We start from the raw sequence: 19,025 nt of genomic DNA, 5'->3' as shown, positions 1-19,025 counted from the left end.
TCGTGACCAGCGCATACGCCTCCGCGGACGGATCCGCGGCCGCCTCCGCGGACGGATCCAGGCCCGTGTCCACGGACGGATCCACGCCCCTGTCCACGGACGGATCCACGGCCGGATCCACGGCCGCGTCCGCTCCCGCTCCCCGGTACGTCCTGTTCGACGTCGACGGCACCCTCGTCGACGCCGTCGCCAACCAGCGCCGGGTCTGGGCGGCCTGGGCGGACCGGTACGGCCTGGACCCGGACGAGGTCCACGCGGTGGCGCTGCGGACCCGGCCCCTGGAGACCTTCGCGGCCGTCGCCCCCGACCAGGACCCGCACGCGTGCCTGGCCACGCTCCACGCGCTGGAGGACGAGGACGTGCGCACCGGCGTCTACGCGGCCTTCGACGGCGCGGCCGAGCTGCTGGCCGCCCTGCCCCCGGACAGCTGGGGACTGGTCACCTCGAACTACGAGCACCGCGTGCGCGGCCGCTTCGCCCGCACCGGCCTGCCGGTCCCCCCGGTCCTCGTCGACGCGGCCCGCGTGAGCGAAGGCAAGCCCTCCCCGGTCCCGTACCTGCTGGGGGCGGCCCTCCTCGGCGCGGCACCACAGGACTGCCTGGTCATCGAGGACGCCCCGTCGGGCATCCGGTCGGGGCTCCGGGCCGGCATGACGGTCTGGTCCGTCAACAGCCCGACCCCGGCGGCCGACGCCCACCGCCACTTCCCGACCCTCCGCGAGGCCGCCCCGGAGATCCTCGCCTTCACCACCAGCGGATTCAGCCCCGCCGGCGTTTGAGGCGCGGGGCCTGGGGCGGAGCCCCAGCAACGGCGCCGCACCCGGCCCCCCGGGGTCGCCGGGGCCCCGCCCGGCAGCCCCGTACAGCCCAGAACCACCCACCCCGCGGAGCGATACGGCAGACTGGAGGTTTGGCCGCCCGCGCCCGGGCGGCCCTCCGCCGCAGGAAAGGGACGTGTGTGAACGGGCCCCTCATCGTTCAAAGCGACAAAACGCTCCTCCTCGAGATCGACCACGAGCTCTCGGGCGCCGCGCGCCGTGCCATCGCGCCATTCGCGGAGCTGGAGCGCGCTCCGGAGCACATCCACACGTACCGCATCACCCCGCTCGGCCTGTGGAACGCGCGGGCCGCCGGCCACGACGCGGAGCAGGTCGTGGACGCGCTCGTGGAGTTCTCCCGCTACCCCGTCCCGCACGCCCTGCTCGTCGACGTCGCCGAGACCATGGCCCGCTACGGCCGGCTCACCCTTTCCAAGCACCCCGTCCACGGGCTGGTCCTGACCAGCACCGACCGGCCGGTGCTCGAGGAGATCCTGCGGTCCAAGCGGATCGCCCCGCTCGTGGGCGCCCGGCTCGACGCCGACACCGTGGCCGTGCACCCCTCCGAGCGCGGACAGATCAAGCAGACCCTGCTCAAGCTGGGCTGGCCGGCCGAGGACCTCGCCGGGTACGTGGACGGCGAAGCGCACCCCATCGAACTGGACGAGAACGGCTGGGCCCTGCGCCCCTACCAGCAGCAGGCCGTCGAAGGCTTCTGGCACGGCGGCTCCGGCGTGGTCGTGCTGCCCTGCGGCGCCGGCAAGACCCTGGTCGGCGCGGGCGCGATGGCGAAGGCCAAGGCGACCACGCTGATCCTGGTCACGAACACCGTCTCCGCCCGCCAGTGGAAGCACGAGCTGATCAAGCGGACCTCGCTGACGGAGGAGGAGATCGGCGAGTACTCCGGCACCCGCAAGGAGATCCGGCCCGTCACGATCGCCACGTACCAGGTCCTGACGACGAAGCGGAAGGGCATCTATCCGCACCTGGAGCTCTTCGACTCCCGGGACTGGGGCCTGATCCTCTACGACGAGGTGCACCTGCTGCCGGCGCCGGTGTTCAAGTTCACCGCCGACCTCCAGGCGCGCCGCCGCCTCGGGCTGACCGCGACGCTGGTGCGCGAGGACGGCCGCGAGTCGGACGTGTTCTCGCTGATCGGCCCGAAGCGGTTCGACGCCCCGTGGAAGGAGATCGAGGCGCAGGGTTACATCGCGCCGGCGGACTGCGTCGAGGTCCGGGTCAACCTCACCGAGTCGGAGCGCCTCGCGTACGCGACCGCCGAGACGGAGGAGAAGTACCGCTTCTGCGCGACCACCGCCACCAAGCGGAAGGTCACCGAGGCGCTGGTGCGCAAGCACGCCGGCGAGCAGACCCTGGTCATCGGGCAGTACATCGACCAGCTCGACGAGCTCGGCGAGCACCTGAACGCGCCCGTCATCAAGGGCGAGACCTCCAACGCGCAGCGCGAGAAGCTCTTCAACGCCTTCCGCGAGGGCGAGATCAGCGTGCTGGTCGTCTCGAAGGTCGCGAACTTCTCCATCGACCTGCCCGAGGCCACGGTCGCCATCCAGGTGTCCGGCACCTTCGGTTCCCGCCAGGAGGAGGCCCAGCGCCTGGGCCGCGTGCTGCGCCCGAAGGCCGACGGCCACGAGGCGCGCTTCTACTCGGTCGTGGCGCGCGACACCATCGACCAGGACTTCGCCGCGCACCGCCAGCGCTTCCTGGCCGAACAGGGCTACGCCTACCGGATCATGGACGCGGACGAGCTGCTGGCGACCGACTGACCGGCGGCCGCCCCGCCCTGCTCGCCGGGCCCGGGTCCGGGTCGGGGTCCGCGTCCGGGTGCCGGAGTGCGGGCCCGCACCCGGATCCGTTCCCGGGGGGCCGGCGTCGGGGCGGAGGTCCGCGCCCGGGTCCGGAAGGCGGCGGCGCGGCAGGCCGCGCCGAGGAGGGCCACGAGCAGGGGGACGGCCCAGACCCACAGGTGGGGCCAGTCCACGAGCAGGGCGCGGCCCCCGGTGGCCAGGTGGCGGGACCAGAACTCGGTGGAGGCCCGCGGCAGCACCAGCAGGCCGAGCAGGCCGGTACCGGCGAGGGCGGCCAGCGCGGTCAGGCCGGCTCGGACACGGCCGGTGAGCAGGAGGTACGGGATCAGGAGCGCCGGGGTCAGGGTGATCCCGGCGGCGGTGCCCAGGGCGAAGCCCTTGCCGAGCGCGGCGCGCGGGCGGCGCAGGTCCCACAGGACCACACAGGCGAGGCCCAGGCTGATCTGGCCCGGCAGCGGGGTCTGGAACAGCGGCTCCAGCCACAGTCCGGCGATGGTGGCGGCCATGACGGGGCCCGGGCGGGGCCGCAGTCCCGCCAGGCGGCAGGACAGCAGGATCAGCAGGGCGAGCAGACCGGCGTTGCCCAGGATCAGGACGGCTTTCAGTACCCCGGTCGGCAGCCAGGCGGCCGGCATGAAAAGGATCGCCGCGAACGGCGGGTACACGGCGGGCGGACTCCACTCGGCGGCGGAGAAGCCGTGGACGAGGGCGTCGGCCATGGGGACGCGCGGGGCGATGCGGAGCACGCCGAGCGCGAGCAGCAGGCCCGTGACCAGCACACCGGAGCGGGGCGACGGCAGACGGCTGGTGCGGGAACTCCGGGTCACGGCGTGACCTTAGTGGATCAGCACTCCGGCGCCCGAGCGCTGCGCGAGCGGCGGGGCCGGGTACGGCGTCAGCGGCGTATGACGCCCGCGTCCTCGCCGTATTCGCCGAGGACGACGACGCTCACGGCGGTCGCCGCGAAGACCTTGGCCGCCCGCAGGACGCCACCGACGCGGTGGCGCGGACGGGAGTCGGAGGTGGCGGTGGCTCCTGCGGCCTTCGGCCGCGAGGTGCCCCCGGGGCGCGTGCCCGGAATCGGGGTGAAGGTTGCGGTGCTCATGTGTTCATGGTGGCTCTTCGCGCCGCCCGGCACATCGCCCGCGGGGCGGAGCCCGCGGGCCTCCCGCCTACGACTCCCGGCCCATGCGTCCCCCTACGGGCTCTGCCCGAAGGAGGAGGACCACCGAACGACACCCCTACGGCACCCGTTCGGGGGCATCGGGGGAGGGGACCTGCGACGGGCTCCGCACGTCCGGCTCCCTTCGCCCCGGCCGTCGGGTTATCCGCTCGCGCGCCACCGGCCCGGTGACTACAATCTGCGCTCTTGCCGCCTCCCGCTGCCGCACCGGGGAGAGCCGCCCGCCGGACGGAAACCGGCGGGCCTGTCCGCCCGCATCTCGCAGTCGCCCAGCAGCAGGAGGCAGTTCCGTGCCCGCGCACGCCCCCGCAGACGTCCCCACCGACCCACACGCCGCCGCCGGTCCCCTGGGCCGCGAGCGGTCCCACCTCGCCGCGTCCCGCTCCGCGCTCCGCGCGATGCGCGAGGACGTCGAGGCCCTCGACATCCGCGACGTCACCGCGAACTGGGTCAACGCGATCGTCCTCCAGGCCCAGATCGACGACCGGATCAAGGCCCTCGCCGACCTCGCCCACACCCCCCTCTTCTTCGGCCGCCTCGACTACCTGCACGCGCCCGGCGCCGAGCTCGCCGAAGGCGCGGAGGGCGAGCAGTTCTACATCGGCCGCCGCCACGTCCACGACGCGGGCGGCGACCCGATGGTCATCGACTGGCGCGCCCCCGTCTCCCAGCCCTTCTACCGGGCCTCGAAGGCCGACCCGCAGGACGTCTCGCTGCGCCGCCGCTTCGGTTACACGGGCGGCGAGCTGACCGCGTACGAGGACGAGCACCTCTCCGATCCGGCCGAGGCGACGGCCGTCAGCAAGCTGCTCCAGCAGGAGATCGAGCGGCCGCGCGTCGGTCCCATGCGCGACATCGTCGCGACGATCCAGCCGGAGCAGGACGAGATCGTCCGGTCCGGGCTGTCCGGCTCGGTCTGCGTCCAGGGCGGTCCCGGCACCGGGAAGACGGCCGTCGGCCTGCACCGTGTCGCGTACCTCCTCTACGCGCACCGCGACCGCCTCGCCCGCACCGGCACCCTGGTCATCGGGCCGAACCGGTCCTTCCTCCACTACATCGAGCAGGTCCTGCCCGCACTGGGCGAGCTGGAGGTCAAGCAGGCCACGGTCGACGACCTGGTCGCCCGCGCGGGCACCGAGGTGCGGGGCGCGGACTCCGCCGAGACCGCCGTCGTCAAGGGCGACGCCCGCATGGCGCAGGTGCTGCGGCGCGCGGTCCACTCCCACGTGACGCAGCCCGTGGAACCGCTGATGGTGGTCCGCGGGTCGCGCCGCTGGCGCGTGCCGGCGTACGAGATCGCCGAGATGGTCACCGAGCTCCAGAACCGCGACATCCGCTACGGCGCGGCCCGCGACGCCCTGCCGCAGCGGATCGCGCACGCCGTCCTCGTCCGGATGGAGCAGGCCGGCGAGGCCCCGGACGACCGGGTCCAGGACGCGGTGGCCCGCGACGCGGCCGTCAAGGCCGTGGTCAAGGCGGTGTGGCCGCTGGTGGAACCGGCCAAGCTGGTCCTGCGCCTCCTCTCCGATCCGGAGTTCCTGGCGGCGCAGGCGGACGGGATCCTGTCGCCGGACGAACAGCGGCTGCTGCTGTGGGCCAAGCCGCAGCGCAGCGTGAAGTCGGCGAAGTGGTCGGCGGCGGACCTCGTCCTCATCGACGAGGCCACGGACCTGGTGGAGCGCACGCACTCGCTCGGCCACGTGGTCCTCGACGAGGCGCAGGACCTGTCGCCGATGCAGTACCGGGCGGTCGGCCGCCGCTGCACGACCGGCTCGGCGACCGTCCTCGGCGACCTCGCGCAGGGCACGACGCCGTGGGCGACGCGCAGCTGGGACGAGGCGCTCGAGCACCTGGGCAAGCCGGGCGCGGTGCTGGAGGAGCTGACGGCGGGCTTCCGCGTGCCGCGCGAGGTGATCGCCTACGCGTCCCGTCTGCTCCCGTCGATCTCCCCGGGTCTGGCCCCGGTCTCCTCGGTCCGCGAGACCCCGGGGTCGCTGGTCCTCACCCCGGTCGCGTCGTCGTCCGGCCTCACCGGGGCGGTGATCGAGGCCTGCCGGTCGTCACTGGCGCACGAGGGGTCGATCGGCCTGATCGCGGCGGACGCGCGGATCCCGGAGCTGGCGCAGGCCCTGGCCGCCGCGGGGCTCCCGTACCTCTCGCCCGGCGAGGAGACCACGGCGCAGTCGCGGCTGACGCTGGTGCCGGCGTCGCTGGCCAAGGGTCTGGAGTACGACTACGTCGTCCTGGACGAGCCGTCGGCGGTGGTGGACGGCGAGCCCGACGAACGCACCGGCCTGCGCCGCCTGTACGTCTGCCTCACCCGGGCCGTCTCCGGGCTGACCCTCCTGCACGCCGCACCGCTGCCGGCCGCCCTGTCCTGACCGGCCCCCGGCTCCACCGCTCGGGGCGGGCCGCACCGCGCCGGGGCCCGCCCCCACCGCGCGCCGGGGCCGGCCCCGCCGCGCGGGGTCAGCCGAGGGCCGCCCGCCAGTCCGCGACCGCGGACGGGGAGACCGGGTGTCCCCACCCCGAGGGCCTCGCCGCGCCGCCGATGTGGAAGCCGTCGATGCCCGCCTCGCGCAGCCCCGGGACGTGCGGCAGCACCAGGCCGCCGCCGACCAGGATCCGCTGTTCGTAGCCGGGCGCGCCCGCCCTCGCCGCCTCCGCCAGCAGCACCGGCAGGCCCTCGTCGACGCCGCCCGCCGCGCCCGCCGTCAGGTACGTGTCCAGGCCGGGCAGCCCGGCCAGCGCCTTGCGGAGCCGGTCACGGTCACCGGCCCGGTCGATCGCCCGGTGGAACGTCCAGGGGCAGCCGTCGAGCTCCGCCACGACCGCCTCGACGGCGGCCAGGTCGGGGCTGCCGTCCGGGTTCAGGAAGCCGAGCACGAACTCGTCCGCGCCCTCCGCGCGCAGCGCCCGCGCATCCGCGACCAGCCGCTCCACGTCCTCGGCGGATCCCGCCGAGAAGCCGTCGGCCCTGCGGAGCATCACGCGCAGCGGGATGTCGACCGCCGCCCTGATCGCCGCGAAGGTCTCGCGCGGCGGGGTGAGCCCGTCGGCGGCCATGTCGGTGACCAGTTCGAGTCGGTCCGCCCCACCGGCCCGGGCCGCGACCGCGTCCTCCACGTCGAGGGCGATCACCTCCAGGAGCGCACGGTTGCTCATGTAATCCCATCCTTAGTCCCGTAATGGAAATAGGTCTAGTCCAATATCCAGGGTACGGGCCCTCGCCCGCGCTTCACCAGCACCATCACGCCCCCACCACAATGTGCGCATGACATCCGACGCGCACCGCGAGAAGATCCTCCGCGCCCGCTGGCAGAACGCCACCACCGCCGCCGGGGCCGCGGCCGGCCGTGACCCCGCCCCCTACGCCGACCGCCTCCTGGCGGCCTGGGCGGAGCCGCAGCGCAAGTACCACACCACCGCTCACCTCGCCGACGTCCTCGCACGGATCGACGTACTCGCCCCGCACACGGCGCAGGGCGCGGACACGGCCGACGGCGCGGACGCCCCGGACGCCCCGGACGCGGCCGCCGTCGAGCTCGCCGCCTGGTTCCACGACGCCGTCTACCGTCCCGACCGCTCCGAGAACGAGGAACGCAGCGCCGCCCTCGCCGAGCGCGCCCTCCCCGAGCTCGGCATCGGCGCGGCCACCACCGCCGAGGTGGCCCGCCTCGTCCGCCTCACCGTCACCCACGACCCCGCGCCCGGCGACACCAACGGCGAGGTCCTGTGCGACGCGGACCTGGCCGTCCTCGCGGGCACCCCGGCCGAGTACGCGGCGTACGCGGCGGCCGTGCGCGCCGAGTACGGATTCGTCCCCGACGAGGCCTTCCGCGAGGGCCGCGCCGCCGTCCTGCGCCAGCTGCTCGGCCTGCCCCGCCTCTTCCGCACCCCGTACGGGACGGCGCACTGGGAGGCCCCGGCCCGCGCCAACCTGGCGGAGGAGCTCGAGAGGCTCATTTCATACACCTGACACGAAACGGGGGGAATTCGATCCCGGGCACGGCCGTTGATGTAGTTCATGCCCGTAGCAGCCGCACGAACCCGCGCCCGCATGCCCGTCGCCGTCTACGTCCTCGGCCTCTCCGTCTTCGCGCTCGGCACCAGCGAGTTCATGCTCTCCGGGCTCCTGCCGCCCATCGCCGAGGACATGGGCGTCACGATCCCGCAGGCGGGCCTGCTCATATCCGCCTTCGCGATCGGCATGGTCGTCGGTGCGCCCCTGCTGGCCGTCGCCACGCTGCGGCTGCCCCGCCGCACCACCCTCGTCTCGCTCATCAGCCTCTTCGGCCTCGGGCAGGTCGCGGGTGCGCTGGCCCCCTCCTACGAGCTGCTCTTCGCCTCCCGCATCGTCTCCGCGCTCGCCTGCGCCGGATTCTGGGCCGTGGGCGCGGCCGTGGCCATCGCCATGGTCGAGCAGCACCAGCGCGCCCGCGCCATGGCCGTCATGATCGGCGGGCTCTCCATCGCCAACGTCCTCGGCGTCCCGGCCGGTGCGTTCCTCGGCGAGCAGTTCGGCTGGCGCTCCGCCTTCTGGGCCGTCGCCGCGGCCTCCGCCGTCGCGCTCGTCGGCATCCTCACCCTGATCCCGAAGATCCCGCTGCCCGCCGAGAAGCCGACGCTCTCCCGCGAGCTGCGCATCTACCGCGACCGCCAGGTCTGGCTGTCCATCGGCGTCACCGCGCTCGCCGCGGGCGGCGTGTTCTGCGCCTTCAGCTACCTGTCCCCGCTGCTCACGGACGTGGCCGGGCTGGATTCCGGCTGGGTGCCGTGGATCCTCGGCCTCTTCGGGGTGGGCGCGCTGCTGGGCACCACCCTGGGCGGGCGGATCGCCGACGCGCACCTCTTCGGCGTGATGCTGTGGGGGATCACCGCCTCCACCGCCTTCCTGGCGGCGCTGGCCCTGCTGGCCTCCACGGCCGCGGCCGCGATCGCCCTGTCCTTCCTGATCGGCTTCTCGGCGTTCTTCACCGCCCCGGCGCTCAACGCCCGCATGTTCAACGTCGCGGGCGCCGCCCCGACCCTGGCCGGCGCGACGACGACGGCCGCGTTCAACCTCGGCAACACGGGCGGCCCCTGGCTCGGGGGCACCGTCATCGACGCCGGCCACGGCTTCTCCGCCACGGCCTGGGCGGGCGCCGCGATGACCGTCACCGCCATCGGGCTCGGCCTCGCGGCCCTGCGCCTGGACCGCCGCAGCCGCCGTACGGGGCCCCGCGCGACCCGCGTCGTGACGTCCTCGGCGCGATCCGCCGCCGCCGACACGCCCCGCCTGGCCGAAACCGGGCAACCCTCCGGCCGCTGACCCCGTCGGCGGCCGGAGGGCGCTGACCCCTTCGGCTCCGACGACCGGCACCCGACGACCGGCGGCCCCGGGGCCCATCCGCCGGTCACAGCGCTAGGCCGGCCTCCCCTTCGGCCGGCGCAGCCCCGCCGCCGTCAGCCGCCGGACCAGTTCCTTGCTGCCGATCTCGACCGCGCCCGCGGCCACCGCATCCTCGTAGCGCTGCTCGGGCACGTCGTAGTGGTCGCGCTCGAAGGCCTTCGGCGGGCAGCCGATCGACGCCGCGAAGGCGTGCAGTTCCTCGTACGAGACGTCGCTGACCAGGTGCGACCACATCCGGCCGTGGCCCGGCCAGGTCGGGGGGTCGATGTAGACGGTCACCGGCGGCTCATTCGGCGCGCCCGCCGAAGACCGGTCCGAGTCCGCCCACCGGCGCCACCCGCACGCCGGCCTCCGAGCACACCCACATCGGGTCCGGTCCGAGCTCGGGCTCCACGTCCAGCGCGTGCGGCTCGCCGTGGTGGCAGACCGGGCACAGCGGCCAGCGCCCGTACTTCTCCAGCAGCGCGTCCTTGACGTCCTGGGCGACGAGTCCGGCGAGGTAGTCGGCACCCTCCGGCCACTGTTCCACCCACCACCGGCGGTGCGTGACCGAGTCCTCGACGAGGGAGACGACATCGGCCTCGGCGACCTGGCCCGCGACGAGATCGGCGAGCACCAGGGCGCGGGCGGCGTGCAGCGCCTGTTCCAGGGGGGTGGCGTGGTCCATGGACACATTGTGGACCCGTGCGGGCCAAGTGGCGAAGGTCCCCTTTCCCGTCCGCGAACGGCCCCTTCCGAAGGTGCCTTGTGGCGTCTTGACGCCCACCGGTGTCTGAAAATAGATTTCAGGCGTGAGCGAGAGAATGAAAGAAACCTTCAGCGATGGCGGTTCCCCGCCGGCCCCGGCCGGGCCGGCATCCGGGCCCCCCGTCCCCGTCCCCGTCCCCGCACCCGCCGCCCTGCGGGCCCGCGTGCGCAGCCTCGGCCCCTCGATGACCCGCTCCATGCAGGCCGTCGCCGAAGCCGTCGCCGCCGACCCCGCCGCCTGCGCCGCGCTCACCGTCACCGACCTCGCCGCCCGCACCGGCACCAGCGAGGCCACCGTCGTCCGCACCGCCCGCCTGCTCGGCTACGCCGGCTACCGCGACCTGCGCCTCGCGCTCGCCGCCCTCGCCGCGCAGCAGGAGTCGGGCGCGGCCCCCGCCGTCACCGTGGACATAGCGGTCGACGACTCCCTCGCGGACGTCGTCGCCAAGCTGGCCCGCGAAGAGGCCCAGACCCTCGCCGACACCGCCGCCGGCCTCGACGTCGCCGCCCTCGGCGCCGCCGTCTCCGCCCTCGCGGCGGCCCGCCGCATCGAGATCTACGGAGTCGGCGCCTCAGGCCTCGTCGCCCAGGACCTCGCCCAGAAACTCCAGCGCATCGGCCTCCTCGCCCACGCGCACAGCGACCCGCACCTCGCCGTCACCACCGCCGTCCTGCTCCGCCCCGGCGACGTGGCCGTCGCCGTCACCCACTCCGGCGGCACCGACGACGTCATCGAACCCCTGCGGATCGCCTTCGAGCACGGCGCCACCACCCTCGCGCTCACCGGCCGCCCGAACGCCCCCGTGACCCACTACGCCGACCTCGTACTGGCCACCTCCGCCGCCCGCGAGACGCAGCTGCGGCCGGCCGCCATGTCGAGCCGGACCAGTCAGCTCCTCGTCGTCGACTGCCTCTTCGTCGGCGTCGCGCAGCGGACCTACGAGACCGCCGCGCCCGCGCTCGCGGCCTCGTACGAGGCGCTCGCGCCCCGGCACCACTCCCCCGTACCCACCGTCAAGCGCACCAGCGGCACCCGCTAGCAGCTCAGGAGCTCCCCTCATGACCGCGTACGCCGAACTCCGCGCCCAGCTCGCCACCCTGACCACCGAGGCCTTCCGCCCCGAACTGGCCGAGATCGACCGGCTGTCCACCCTCGAGATCGCCCGCCTCATGAACGCCGAGGACGCCACCGTCCCGGCCGCCGTCGCCGGTCAGCTGGAGCAGATCGCCGCCGCCATCGACGCGATCGCCGAGCGGATGGCCCGCGGCGGGCGCCTGGTCTACGCGGGGGCCGGAACCGCCGGCCGGATGGGCGTCCTGGACGCCAGCGAGTGCCCGCCCACCTTCAACACCGACCCCTCCCAGGTCGTCGGCCTGATCGCGGGCGGCCCCGCCGCCATGGTCAAGGCCGTCGAAGGCGCCGAGGACTCCAAGGAACTGGCCGCCGAGGACCTGACGGCGCTGGCCCTGACCGCCGACGACACCGTCATCGGGATCTCCGCCTCCGGCCGCACCCCGTACGCCATCGGCGCCGTCGAGTTCGCCCGCGGCCGCGGCGCGCTGAGCGTCGGCCTGTCCTGCAACGCCGGCTCCGCGCTCGCCGCGGCCGCCGACCACGGCATCGAGGTCGTCGTCGGCCCCGAACTCCTCACCGGATCGACCCGCTTGAAGGCCGGCACCGCGCAGAAGCTCGTACTCAACCTCATCTCGACCCTCACGATGATCCGGCTCGGCAAGACGTACGGAAACCTGATGGTCGACATGCGCTCCTCCAACGAGAAGCTGCGCGCCCGCGCCCGCCGCATCGTCTCCCTGGCCACCGGCGCCCCGGACGCCGAGATCGAGGCCGCGCTCAGCGCCTGCGACGGCGAGGTGAAGCAGGCCATCCTCGTCGTCCTCGGCGGCGTCGACGGCCCCACGGCCGGCGAACTGCTCACCGCTTCCGGGGGCCACCTCCGGGCCGCCCTCGCCCAGACCTCCCCCTGACCCGCACGGCCCCCGCCGACCTTCCGCCGACCCCCCGCGACAACCCGAGCAGCAAGGCGAGACCACGACATGTCCACTGACAAGAACCGCGCCACCGCCGCCGCGATCCTTCCTCTGGTCGGCGGTCCGGACAACATCCTGTCCGTCGCGCACTGCATGACGCGCCTGCGCATCACCCTGCGCGACCGATCGCTGGTCCAGGACGAGGCACTCAAAGCCGTGCCCGCCGTGATGGGCGTGGTCGAGGACGACACCTACCAGATCGTGCTGGGACCGGGCACCGTCGCCCGCGTCACGCCCGAGTTCGAGGCCCTGGTCGAGGAGGGCCGCTCGGCCGCCCCCGCCCCGGCCCCCGCCCCCGCTCCCGGTCCGGCCCCCGGGGTCCGGGCCGGTGGCGGCGCCGCCACCGCCGACGAACTCGCCGCCCAGGGCGCGGCCATCAAGACCGCGCAGAAGGCGAAGAACTCCACCCCCTTCAAACTGTTCCTGCGCCGCGTCGCGAACATCTTCGTCCCGCTGATCCCCGCCCTGATCGGCTGCGGCATCATCGCCGGCCTGAACGGCTTCCTCACGAACATGGGCTGGCTGCCCGCCGTCGTACCGGCCCTCGCCGCGATCGCCAGCGGCTTCATGTCCCTGATCGCCGTCTTCGTCGGCTACAACACGGCCAAGGAGTTCGGCGGCACGGCCATCCTCGGCGGCGCCGTCGCCGCGATCATCGTCTTCCCCGGCGTCGCGAAGATCGACGCCTTCGGCCAGCCCCTCTCCCCCGGCCAGGGCGGCGTCCTCGGCGCGCTCGCGGCCGCGCTCCTCGCCGTCCAGGTGGAGAAGTGGTGCCGCACGTGGGTCCCCGAGGCGCTCGACGTCCTCGTCACCCCCACCCTCACGGTCCTCGTCTCCGGCCTGGTCACCCTCTTCGGCCTGATGTTCGTCGCGGGCGAGGTGTCCACCGCCATCGGTACGTTCGCCACATGGCTGCTCGCCACCGGGGGCGCCTTCGCCGGACTGGTCCTCGGCGGGCTCTTCCTCCCGCTGGTCATGCTGGGCCTGCACCAGGCCCTGATCCCCATCCACACCACCCTGATCGAACAGACCGGCTACACCGTCCTGCTCCCCATCCTCGCGATGGCGGGCGCCGGCCAGGTCGGCGCGGCCATCGCCGTCTACTACCGCCTCCCGCGCAACCGCTCGATCCGCACCACCATCAAGTCCGCCCTCCCCGCCGGCTTCCTGGGCGTCGGGGAACCCCTGATCTACGGCGTCTCCCTGCCGCTGGGCCGGCCCTTCGTCACCGCCTGCGTCGGCGGCGCGGCGGGCGGAGCCTTCGTCGGCCTCTTCAACCAGCTGGGCACGGCCTTCGGATCCACCGCCATCGGCCCCTCGGGCTGGGCGCTGTTCCCGCTGCTGGACGGCAAGTCGGGGATGGGCATGACGATCGTGATCTACGCGGGCGGCCTGGCCGTCGGCTACCTCGTCGGCTTCGCCGCCACGTACTTCTTCGGCTTCACCCAGCAGATGCTGACCGACTTCAACGCGGACCCGGACGAGGACGCCGCCCCGGGGACCGCGTCCCCGGCCCCGGCGACCGAGCCCGCCAGCCCCGCACCGGTGGGCGTGGGCAGGTGACCCCGGGCAGCACCCGCCCCTGACGTACGAAGGCTCCCGGCCGGTGTGGCCCACCGGCCGGGAGCCTTCGCGGGTACGCCCGGGTACGCCGCCTCGTGTCAGGTTCGTGTCGCGGAGCAGATCCCCCCGGCCCCGTCCGTCCCGACACCCGCCGTCGTCCCGGACGGCCGACCGGACCCCCTGCCCCAAGCCGCGTACGCCCTGCCCGGACAGGGCCTTCGGCATACTCGGGGCATGGAGATCCCCCCTGGGGCCGAAGCCCTCGAAGTCGTCCGCCTCGACCGCCAGGCCGATCCGTGGGGTCCGACAGCCGGCGGCACCACCGTCGGCGTGTGGACCGGCGCCGAGGCCGCCGGAGCCCTCGCCCTCGTCGCGAGCCTGCCCCCGGGGGAACCGGCGCGGTGCTTCACGCCCACCTGGGGCCTCCGCGCCCACGACGCGGAGCTGAACCACCTCTACGACGTCACCCCCTGCTTCTCCTGCAACCGGGTCCTCCTCACCGGCCCGGCGGTCCCCGAACAGCTGGGCCGCAGCCACGGTTTCGACGGCGAGAGCCCCGCGGCCCAGGCGCTCCTGTCCCTGTTCCGCGCCTGCGAGGAGATACCCGCGGTCGTTCCCGCCGGGCGGATGAGCGCCCTCCCCCAGCCGGTGCTCGACCTACCCGGCACCGGGGGCCTCCACCTGCGCCCGTGGGAGCCCGACGACGCCCCCGCGCTGATCCGGGCCGGCCTCGAACCGGACATCCGGCACTGGAACCGCACGGACCGGTTCACCCTGGCCGAGGCCGAGAAGCGGATCGCGCGCTACGGTCGCCGCTGGGAGACGGAGAAGGCCGCGGCCTGGGCCGTCGCCCCCGCCGCCGGAGGGCAGGCCCTCGGCCTGATCGGGCTGGCCGACCTCGATCTGCACGGCGGCAGCGGCGAGATCATGTACTGGCTCCTGCCCGCCGGACGCGGCAGCCGGGTCATGACCGAGGCGGTGACCTCCGTGACCCGCTGGGCCTTCGCGGAACTCGGCCTGCACCGCGTACGCATCACCCACTCGGTGGCCAACCCTGCCTCCTGCCGCGTCGCCCTGAAGGCCGGCTACCCCCTGGAGGGCACCATGCGCGGAGCCCTCCTCCACGCGGACGGCTGGCACGACGAACACCTCCACGCCCGCCTGCGCACGGACGGACCACCCGGCGCGGACAGTCACTGAGCACGCGTCAGTTCGTGGCCGGCGCCTTCGCGTCGGCCACGACGTCCGCGGCGACCTCGCGGGTGCGCCAGAGCGGGGCGAAGGAGACCAGGAGCAGGACGGCTCCGAGGGGTATGAGGTCCTTGTCGGCGAAGGGCAGGGTGGTGTCGACGAGGACCAGGACCGGGGCCCACGCCCTGAGGACGCGGCGCCTGGCGAGCTGGGAGACCAGGACCAACTGGCCGGCGAAGAACAGCATCGGGCCGAAGTCGTAGAACACCGGGAGCACGCCGGGTATGTCCTGGACCCGGGCGAACAGCTCCTCCATGGCGCCCCGGTCCTCCGACAGGAACCCGACCACCAGGTCGATGGCGAACTGCACCCCCACGGCGGCCGCTCCCGCCGCCCCGGTCCACAGACCCACGGTGGACAGCCGGTTGCGGCCGGCCGCCGTGCGCATCGCGGCGAAGCCCTGGACGAAGAAGAAGAGCGCGCCGAGGAAGCACAGGTGGCCCAGGCTCCACGCGGGCCCCGGCCCGCGGCTGCCGTCGAGGCCGTCGATGATGCGGACGACGCCGTAGGCGCCCATCAGAACGGGTGCTGCGAGGAAGGCAGTTCGCGCATTGGTCATGCTGACGAACGTACGGGTACGGACCCCCGGGCCACATCCGGCACCCACCCCTGAGATCCCCCTGAGAGGTCACCCCGAGAGCGGCCGCGAGGAGCGGGAACACGTACCGCCGTGACCGCCGTTCGCCTCCGCCGCGTCCCCGTACGTGCAGGGGGCCGACCCCGCGCAGGACGACGGACGACGCCCCGTGACCCACCCGGAGCCCCCGGCCGCACCTGCCCGGCAGGACCCACCGCCTGCGGTCAACGCCACAGGCCGTGCCGTCCGGCCCAGTCCGCCACCGCCGCGGCGATCAGCAGCGGGTGGTCCTCGGGGGTGTGGTGTCCGGCGCGCACGTCGTCGTGCCGGGCGAGCTCCAGGCCCGCGACGTTCGCCACGCACCAGTCGACGGTCTCCGGGCCCGTCATGGCCCCGGGGCCGGGGGCGAAGGTCATCAGCAGCTTGGGTACCTCCGGGCTCGCCGCGAGCCAGCCGCCGTACGCCGCGACGCGGGCCACCACCTCGGCGGGCTCCCCGCCGAGCGGCATCGACCGCGCCCACTGGAGGAGCGGGCGCCGACTCTCGGGCGTCGGGTACGGGGCCCGGTACGCGTCGAGGTCGCGCGGGTCGAAGGGGAACGCGACGGTACCGGGCAACGCCTGCTCGATGAAGGCGTTCTCGTCCAGGACCATGGCCTCGCCGACGCCTGGCGTCTTGACCGCCCGGAACAGCCCGCGGCCGCCCTCGGGAAACTCCTCCCAGGTCATCGGCTTGACGATGGTCTCGGTGAAGGCGATCCCGCGCACCCGCTCCGGGTGGCGGGCGGCCCAGTCGAAGGCGAGCGCGCCGCCCCAGTCGTGCCCGACCAGCACCACCCCGTCGAGGCCGAGCGCGTCGAACCAGGCGTCGAGGTAGCGGGCGTGGTCGGCGAAGGTGTAGCCCACGGCGGGCTTGCCGGACTCCCCCATGCCGATCAGGTCCGGTGCGAGCACCCGGCGGCCGGGGCCGGCGACCGCGGGCAGGACCCCGCGCCAGAGGTGGGAGGAGGTGGGGTTCCCGTGCAGGAAGACCGTGGGCGCGGGGTCACCGGCATCCGTTCCGGCGCCGGCACCGGCACCGGCCTCCCGGTAGTACATCGTCGAGTCGAGTACGGGCTGTACGGGCACGGCTGCTGCTCCTTCGGAAAGGGACGGACGGGGACGCGGACCGGACGGCGGACGGCGGGCGGCGGGCGGCGGGCGGCGGGCGGCGGGCGGCGGGCGGCGGGCGGCGGGCGGCGTCAGCGGAAGGCCGGGGCCGTGCGGTCCGCCCAGGCGGCGAAGGGGCGCGGGGCACGGCCCAGGATCCGTTCGACGGCGGGGCTCACCGCGAGCTCGGCGGCGAGGGGCGCGCCCAGGATCGACAGGGTGCCCTCGACCGCCGGCTCGGGCATGAAGGCCAGCATCTGCGCCCGCGCCTCGCCGGGACTCTGCTCCACGAACCGCACGGGCTCGCCGATCGCCCCGGCGATCGCGCCGGCCCGCTCGCGCGGCGTGGTCAGGACGGGTCCGGTCAGGTCGTACACGGCTCCCGCATGGCCCGCCCCGCGCAGCACAACCGCCGCTACCTCGGCCACGTCCGCCGGGTCGACCGTCGGCAGTCCGACGTCCCCGAAGGGCGCGGCCGCCGTGCGGTGGGTCCGGACGGACTCGGCCCACGCGAAGGCGTTGGAGTGCAGCCCGCCGGAGCGCAGGATCGTCCACTCGAGGCCCGCGTCGCGCACCGCCTCCTCGAAGGCGGCCGGGTGCGCGTAGAGCTCGGGCCGGGTCCCGGCCCCGAGCGAGGACAGCAGCACGACCCTGCGTACGCCGGCGGACCGCGCCAGGTCGAGGACGCCTCGCGGGTCCTCGCCCGCGACGAGCAGGAACAGCGCCTCGGCCCCCTCGAGGGCCGGGCGCAGGCTTTCGGGGTCGGCGAGGTCGGCCCGGTGGTGGCGGACACCGGCGGGCAGGGCGTGCTCGGGTGCCCGGCGGGAGACGGCCGTGACCCGCTCTCCCGCCGCCGCGAGGACGCGCACCAGTTCGCTGCCGACGTTCCCCGTCGCGCCCGTGATGACGATCATGAAAGTCTCCTGCCGTCGGAATTTCTAAGTTAGTCGACTGACTAACTCGTGTGCCGACCATAGCCTCCCGGGGCGCGCCCGTCTACAGTCAGTCAGGTGACTCACTCAAAATCTGCCGAGCCCGGGGACAAGCCCGCGGGCAGGCGCGGCGGAAAGCGCGAACGGCTCGCCGCGGCGGCGGCCCAGGTCCTGCACGAACAGGGCGTGGAGAAGACGACGATCGCCGACATCGCGCGCGCGGCCGACGTCCCGCTCGGCAACGTCTACTACTACTTCAAGACCAAGGACCAGCTGGTCGAGGCGGCCATCGACGCCCACGCACGGACACTCGCGGACCTGATCACCGCCCTCGACGCGCTCCCCACCCCCCAGGACCGCCTGAAGGCGCTCCTGGCCGGCTGGGTGGACCAGCGCGAGGTCACCGCCCGCTACGGCTGCCCGACCGGCAGCCTCGCCTCGGAGCTCGACAAGCGCGAGGACGGCCTCGACCAGGCGCTCGCCAAGGTCATGCGGGTCCTCCTCGACTGGGCCGAGCAGCAGTTCCACGGCCTGGGCCGGACCGCCGACGCCCGCGAGCTGGCCGTCGCCCTGATCGCCGGCTACCAGGGCATCTCGCTGCTCACCAACACCCTGCGCGACCCCGGGCTGATGACCTCCGAGGGCCGCCGGCTGGAACGCTGGATCGACTCACTGACCCCCTGACCCCCTGCCCCCCGGAAACCCCGGGTCTCGGGACGCGCCCCCCGTCGGCGGAATACGGCTGGTGCCGACCGGAAAGGTCCACCGGGCCGCGGCACTAGCTCCGCGCGGCCTCGATGAACGCGCGGATCAGCTCCGGGGACTTCACGCCGCGCTCCCGCTCGACCCCGCTGGACACGTCCACGCCCCACGCCCCGGTGACCTCCACGGCCTCCCGCACGGTGTCCGGGGTCAGCCCGCCCGCCAGGAGCCACCGGCCCGCGGGTGCGGTGAACTCCTCCGAAGCCCAGTTCCAGGGCTTGCCGGAGCCGGGGTCGGGGGCGTCGATGAGGAGCAGGTCCTCCCCGTACTCCCCGACGGCGGCCACCGCGCGGGCCGTGGCACGGATCAGCGTCCGGCCGGGCGCCCGCAGCTCCTCGTAGTACGCGGCGCCCTCGTCCCCGTGCAACTGCACGGAGCGCACGCCGCTCTCCTCGGCGAAGCGCCGCACCTCGTCCACCGGCTGCCCCCGGAACACCCCGACGGTCAGCACCCCGTCCGGCACCCCGGCGATCAGCTTCCGCGCCGCGGCGGCGTCGACGGTCCGCGGACTCCCGGGGGCGAAGACGAACCCGAGGGCGTCGGCTCCGGCCGCCACGGCCGCCTCGACGTCCCGCACGGTCCGCAGCCCGCAGATCTTGATGAATACGTTCGTCGCGTCCGTCATGACAGAAGTCAACCAAACGCCGCGCACCCACGGCGCCGCGTCCCACGGTCCGGGCACGGACCCGGCCCCCTCGTCGCGGACGCGGCCTCGCGCCTCCGGCCGCCCGGAAACGCCCGAGGGCGGCACCCCTTCGTGGAGAAGGAGCGCCGCCC

General features: G+C 74.4%; 19 protein-coding genes. 10 read left to right on the top strand and 9 right to left on the bottom strand.

Annotated elements, in window-relative coordinates; all coding sequences use genetic code 11:
• Positions 1–89 precede the first annotated feature (89 nt).
• Positions 90–779, top strand: coding sequence for an HAD-IA family hydrolase (locus tag ABZY44_RS22405; RefSeq protein WP_356656505.1), 690 nt, complete (start codon positions 90–92; stop codon positions 777–779).
• A gap of 179 nt (positions 780–958) precedes the next feature.
• Positions 959–2,602, top strand: coding sequence for a DNA repair helicase XPB (locus ABZY44_RS22400; protein ID WP_356656469.1), 1,644 nt, complete (start codon positions 959–961; stop codon positions 2,600–2,602).
• Here ABZY44_RS22400 and ABZY44_RS22395 read toward each other — a convergent pair.
• Positions 2,560–3,471 carry a glycosyltransferase family 87 protein gene (locus ABZY44_RS22395; RefSeq protein ID WP_356656467.1) on the bottom strand — a complete coding sequence of 304 codons (912 nt, stop codon included), beginning with the start codon at positions 3,469–3,471 and terminating at the stop codon, positions 2,560–2,562. The genes ABZY44_RS22400 and ABZY44_RS22395 overlap by 43 nt on opposite strands.
• A gap of 68 nt (positions 3,472–3,539) precedes the next feature.
• Entirely contained in the window at positions 3,540–3,749 is a 210-nt protein-coding gene (locus ABZY44_RS22390) for a hypothetical protein (RefSeq protein ID WP_356656465.1), read from the bottom strand.
• Between the two features lie 368 nt (positions 3,750–4,117).
• Here ABZY44_RS22390 and ABZY44_RS22385 point away from each other — a divergent pair, with 368 nt between their 5' ends.
• Positions 4,118–6,208 (top strand): AAA family ATPase, encoded by a 2,091-nt coding sequence (locus tag ABZY44_RS22385; protein WP_356656463.1) that lies wholly within the window; start codon positions 4,118–4,120, stop codon positions 6,206–6,208.
• Between the two features lie 88 nt (positions 6,209–6,296).
• Here the strand turns inward: ABZY44_RS22385 and ABZY44_RS22380 are convergent, their stop codons facing one another.
• On the bottom strand, positions 6,297–6,992 hold the full coding sequence (locus tag ABZY44_RS22380) for a copper homeostasis protein CutC (RefSeq protein WP_356656461.1): 696 nt from the start codon (positions 6,990–6,992) through the stop codon (positions 6,297–6,299).
• A gap of 109 nt (positions 6,993–7,101) precedes the next feature.
• Between ABZY44_RS22380 and ABZY44_RS22375 the strand changes: the two genes are divergently transcribed.
• Together ABZY44_RS22375 and ABZY44_RS22370 are read left to right on the top strand one after the other, a co-directional pair.
• Positions 7,102–7,806: a hypothetical protein gene (locus tag ABZY44_RS22375; protein WP_356656459.1), complete on the top strand. Its 705-nt coding sequence runs from the start codon at positions 7,102–7,104 to the stop codon at positions 7,804–7,806.
• A gap of 81 nt (positions 7,807–7,887) precedes the next feature.
• The gene (locus tag ABZY44_RS22370) at positions 7,888–9,138 is read left to right on the top strand and encodes a Cmx/CmrA family chloramphenicol efflux MFS transporter (RefSeq protein WP_356656503.1); all 1,251 of its coding nucleotides are present in this window, start codon (positions 7,888–7,890) and stop codon (positions 9,136–9,138) included.
• A gap of 93 nt (positions 9,139–9,231) precedes the next feature.
• On the opposite strand, the gene ABZY44_RS22365 is transcribed toward ABZY44_RS22370, so the two are convergent.
• Both ABZY44_RS22365 and ABZY44_RS22360 read right to left on the bottom strand, forming a co-directional pair.
• Positions 9,232–9,498, bottom strand: coding sequence for a DUF4031 domain-containing protein (locus ABZY44_RS22365; protein ID WP_356656457.1), 267 nt, complete (start codon positions 9,496–9,498; stop codon positions 9,232–9,234).
• A gap of 7 nt (positions 9,499–9,505) precedes the next feature.
• Entirely contained in the window at positions 9,506–9,886 is a 381-nt protein-coding gene (locus tag ABZY44_RS22360; protein ID WP_356656455.1) for a hypothetical protein, read from the bottom strand.
• A gap of 124 nt (positions 9,887–10,010) precedes the next feature.
• Here ABZY44_RS22360 and ABZY44_RS22355 point away from each other — a divergent pair, with 124 nt between their 5' ends.
• The 4 genes from ABZY44_RS22355 (at position 10,011) to ABZY44_RS22340 (ending at position 14,778) form a co-directional block, all read left to right on the top strand.
• Positions 10,011–11,006, top strand: a complete 996-nt coding sequence (locus tag ABZY44_RS22355) for a MurR/RpiR family transcriptional regulator (RefSeq protein WP_356656453.1) — start codon at positions 10,011–10,013, stop codon at positions 11,004–11,006.
• Positions 11,007–11,025: 19 nt separating this feature from the next.
• On the top strand, positions 11,026–11,952 hold the full coding sequence (gene murQ / locus ABZY44_RS22350) for an N-acetylmuramic acid 6-phosphate etherase (protein WP_356656451.1): 927 nt from the start codon (positions 11,026–11,028) through the stop codon (positions 11,950–11,952).
• Positions 11,953–12,021: 69 nt separating this feature from the next.
• On the top strand, positions 12,022–13,578 hold the full coding sequence (locus tag ABZY44_RS22345; protein WP_356656449.1) for a PTS transporter subunit EIIC: 1,557 nt from the start codon (positions 12,022–12,024) through the stop codon (positions 13,576–13,578).
• Positions 13,579–13,812: 234 nt separating this feature from the next.
• Positions 13,813–14,778, top strand: coding sequence for a GNAT family protein (locus ABZY44_RS22340; protein ID WP_356656447.1), 966 nt, complete (start codon positions 13,813–13,815; stop codon positions 14,776–14,778).
• Positions 14,779–14,785: 7 nt separating this feature from the next.
• On the opposite strand, the gene ABZY44_RS22335 is transcribed toward ABZY44_RS22340, so the two are convergent.
• The 3 genes from ABZY44_RS22335 to ABZY44_RS22325 form a co-directional block, all read right to left on the bottom strand.
• A complete protein-coding gene (locus ABZY44_RS22335; protein ID WP_356656445.1) occupies positions 14,786–15,388 on the bottom strand; it encodes a hypothetical protein in 603 nt (200 codons plus the stop codon).
• Between the two features lie 242 nt (positions 15,389–15,630).
• Positions 15,631–16,533, bottom strand: coding sequence for a haloalkane dehalogenase (locus ABZY44_RS22330; RefSeq protein ID WP_356656443.1), 903 nt, complete (start codon positions 16,531–16,533; stop codon positions 15,631–15,633).
• Between the two features lie 113 nt (positions 16,534–16,646).
• Positions 16,647–17,468, bottom strand: a complete 822-nt coding sequence (locus tag ABZY44_RS22325; RefSeq protein ID WP_356656441.1) for an NAD(P)H-binding protein — start codon at positions 17,466–17,468, stop codon at positions 16,647–16,649.
• A gap of 96 nt (positions 17,469–17,564) precedes the next feature.
• On the opposite strand from ABZY44_RS22325, the gene ABZY44_RS22320 reads away from it, so the two are divergent.
• The gene (locus ABZY44_RS22320; RefSeq protein ID WP_356656439.1) at positions 17,565–18,170 is read left to right on the top strand and encodes a TetR/AcrR family transcriptional regulator; all 606 of its coding nucleotides are present in this window, start codon (positions 17,565–17,567) and stop codon (positions 18,168–18,170) included.
• Between the two features lie 94 nt (positions 18,171–18,264).
• On the opposite strand, the gene ABZY44_RS22315 is transcribed toward ABZY44_RS22320, so the two are convergent.
• Complete coding sequence (locus ABZY44_RS22315) at positions 18,265–18,873, bottom strand: phosphoribosylanthranilate isomerase (protein ID WP_356656437.1); 609 nt, start codon at positions 18,871–18,873, stop codon at positions 18,265–18,267.
• Positions 18,874–19,025: the final 152 nt, after the last annotated feature.

It is taken from the genome of Streptomyces sp. NPDC006544, assembly GCF_040611715.1.
Classification (GTDB): domain Bacteria; phylum Actinomycetota; class Actinomycetes; order Streptomycetales; family Streptomycetaceae; genus Streptomyces.
This window is presented reverse-complemented; position numbering and strand designations above follow the sequence as displayed.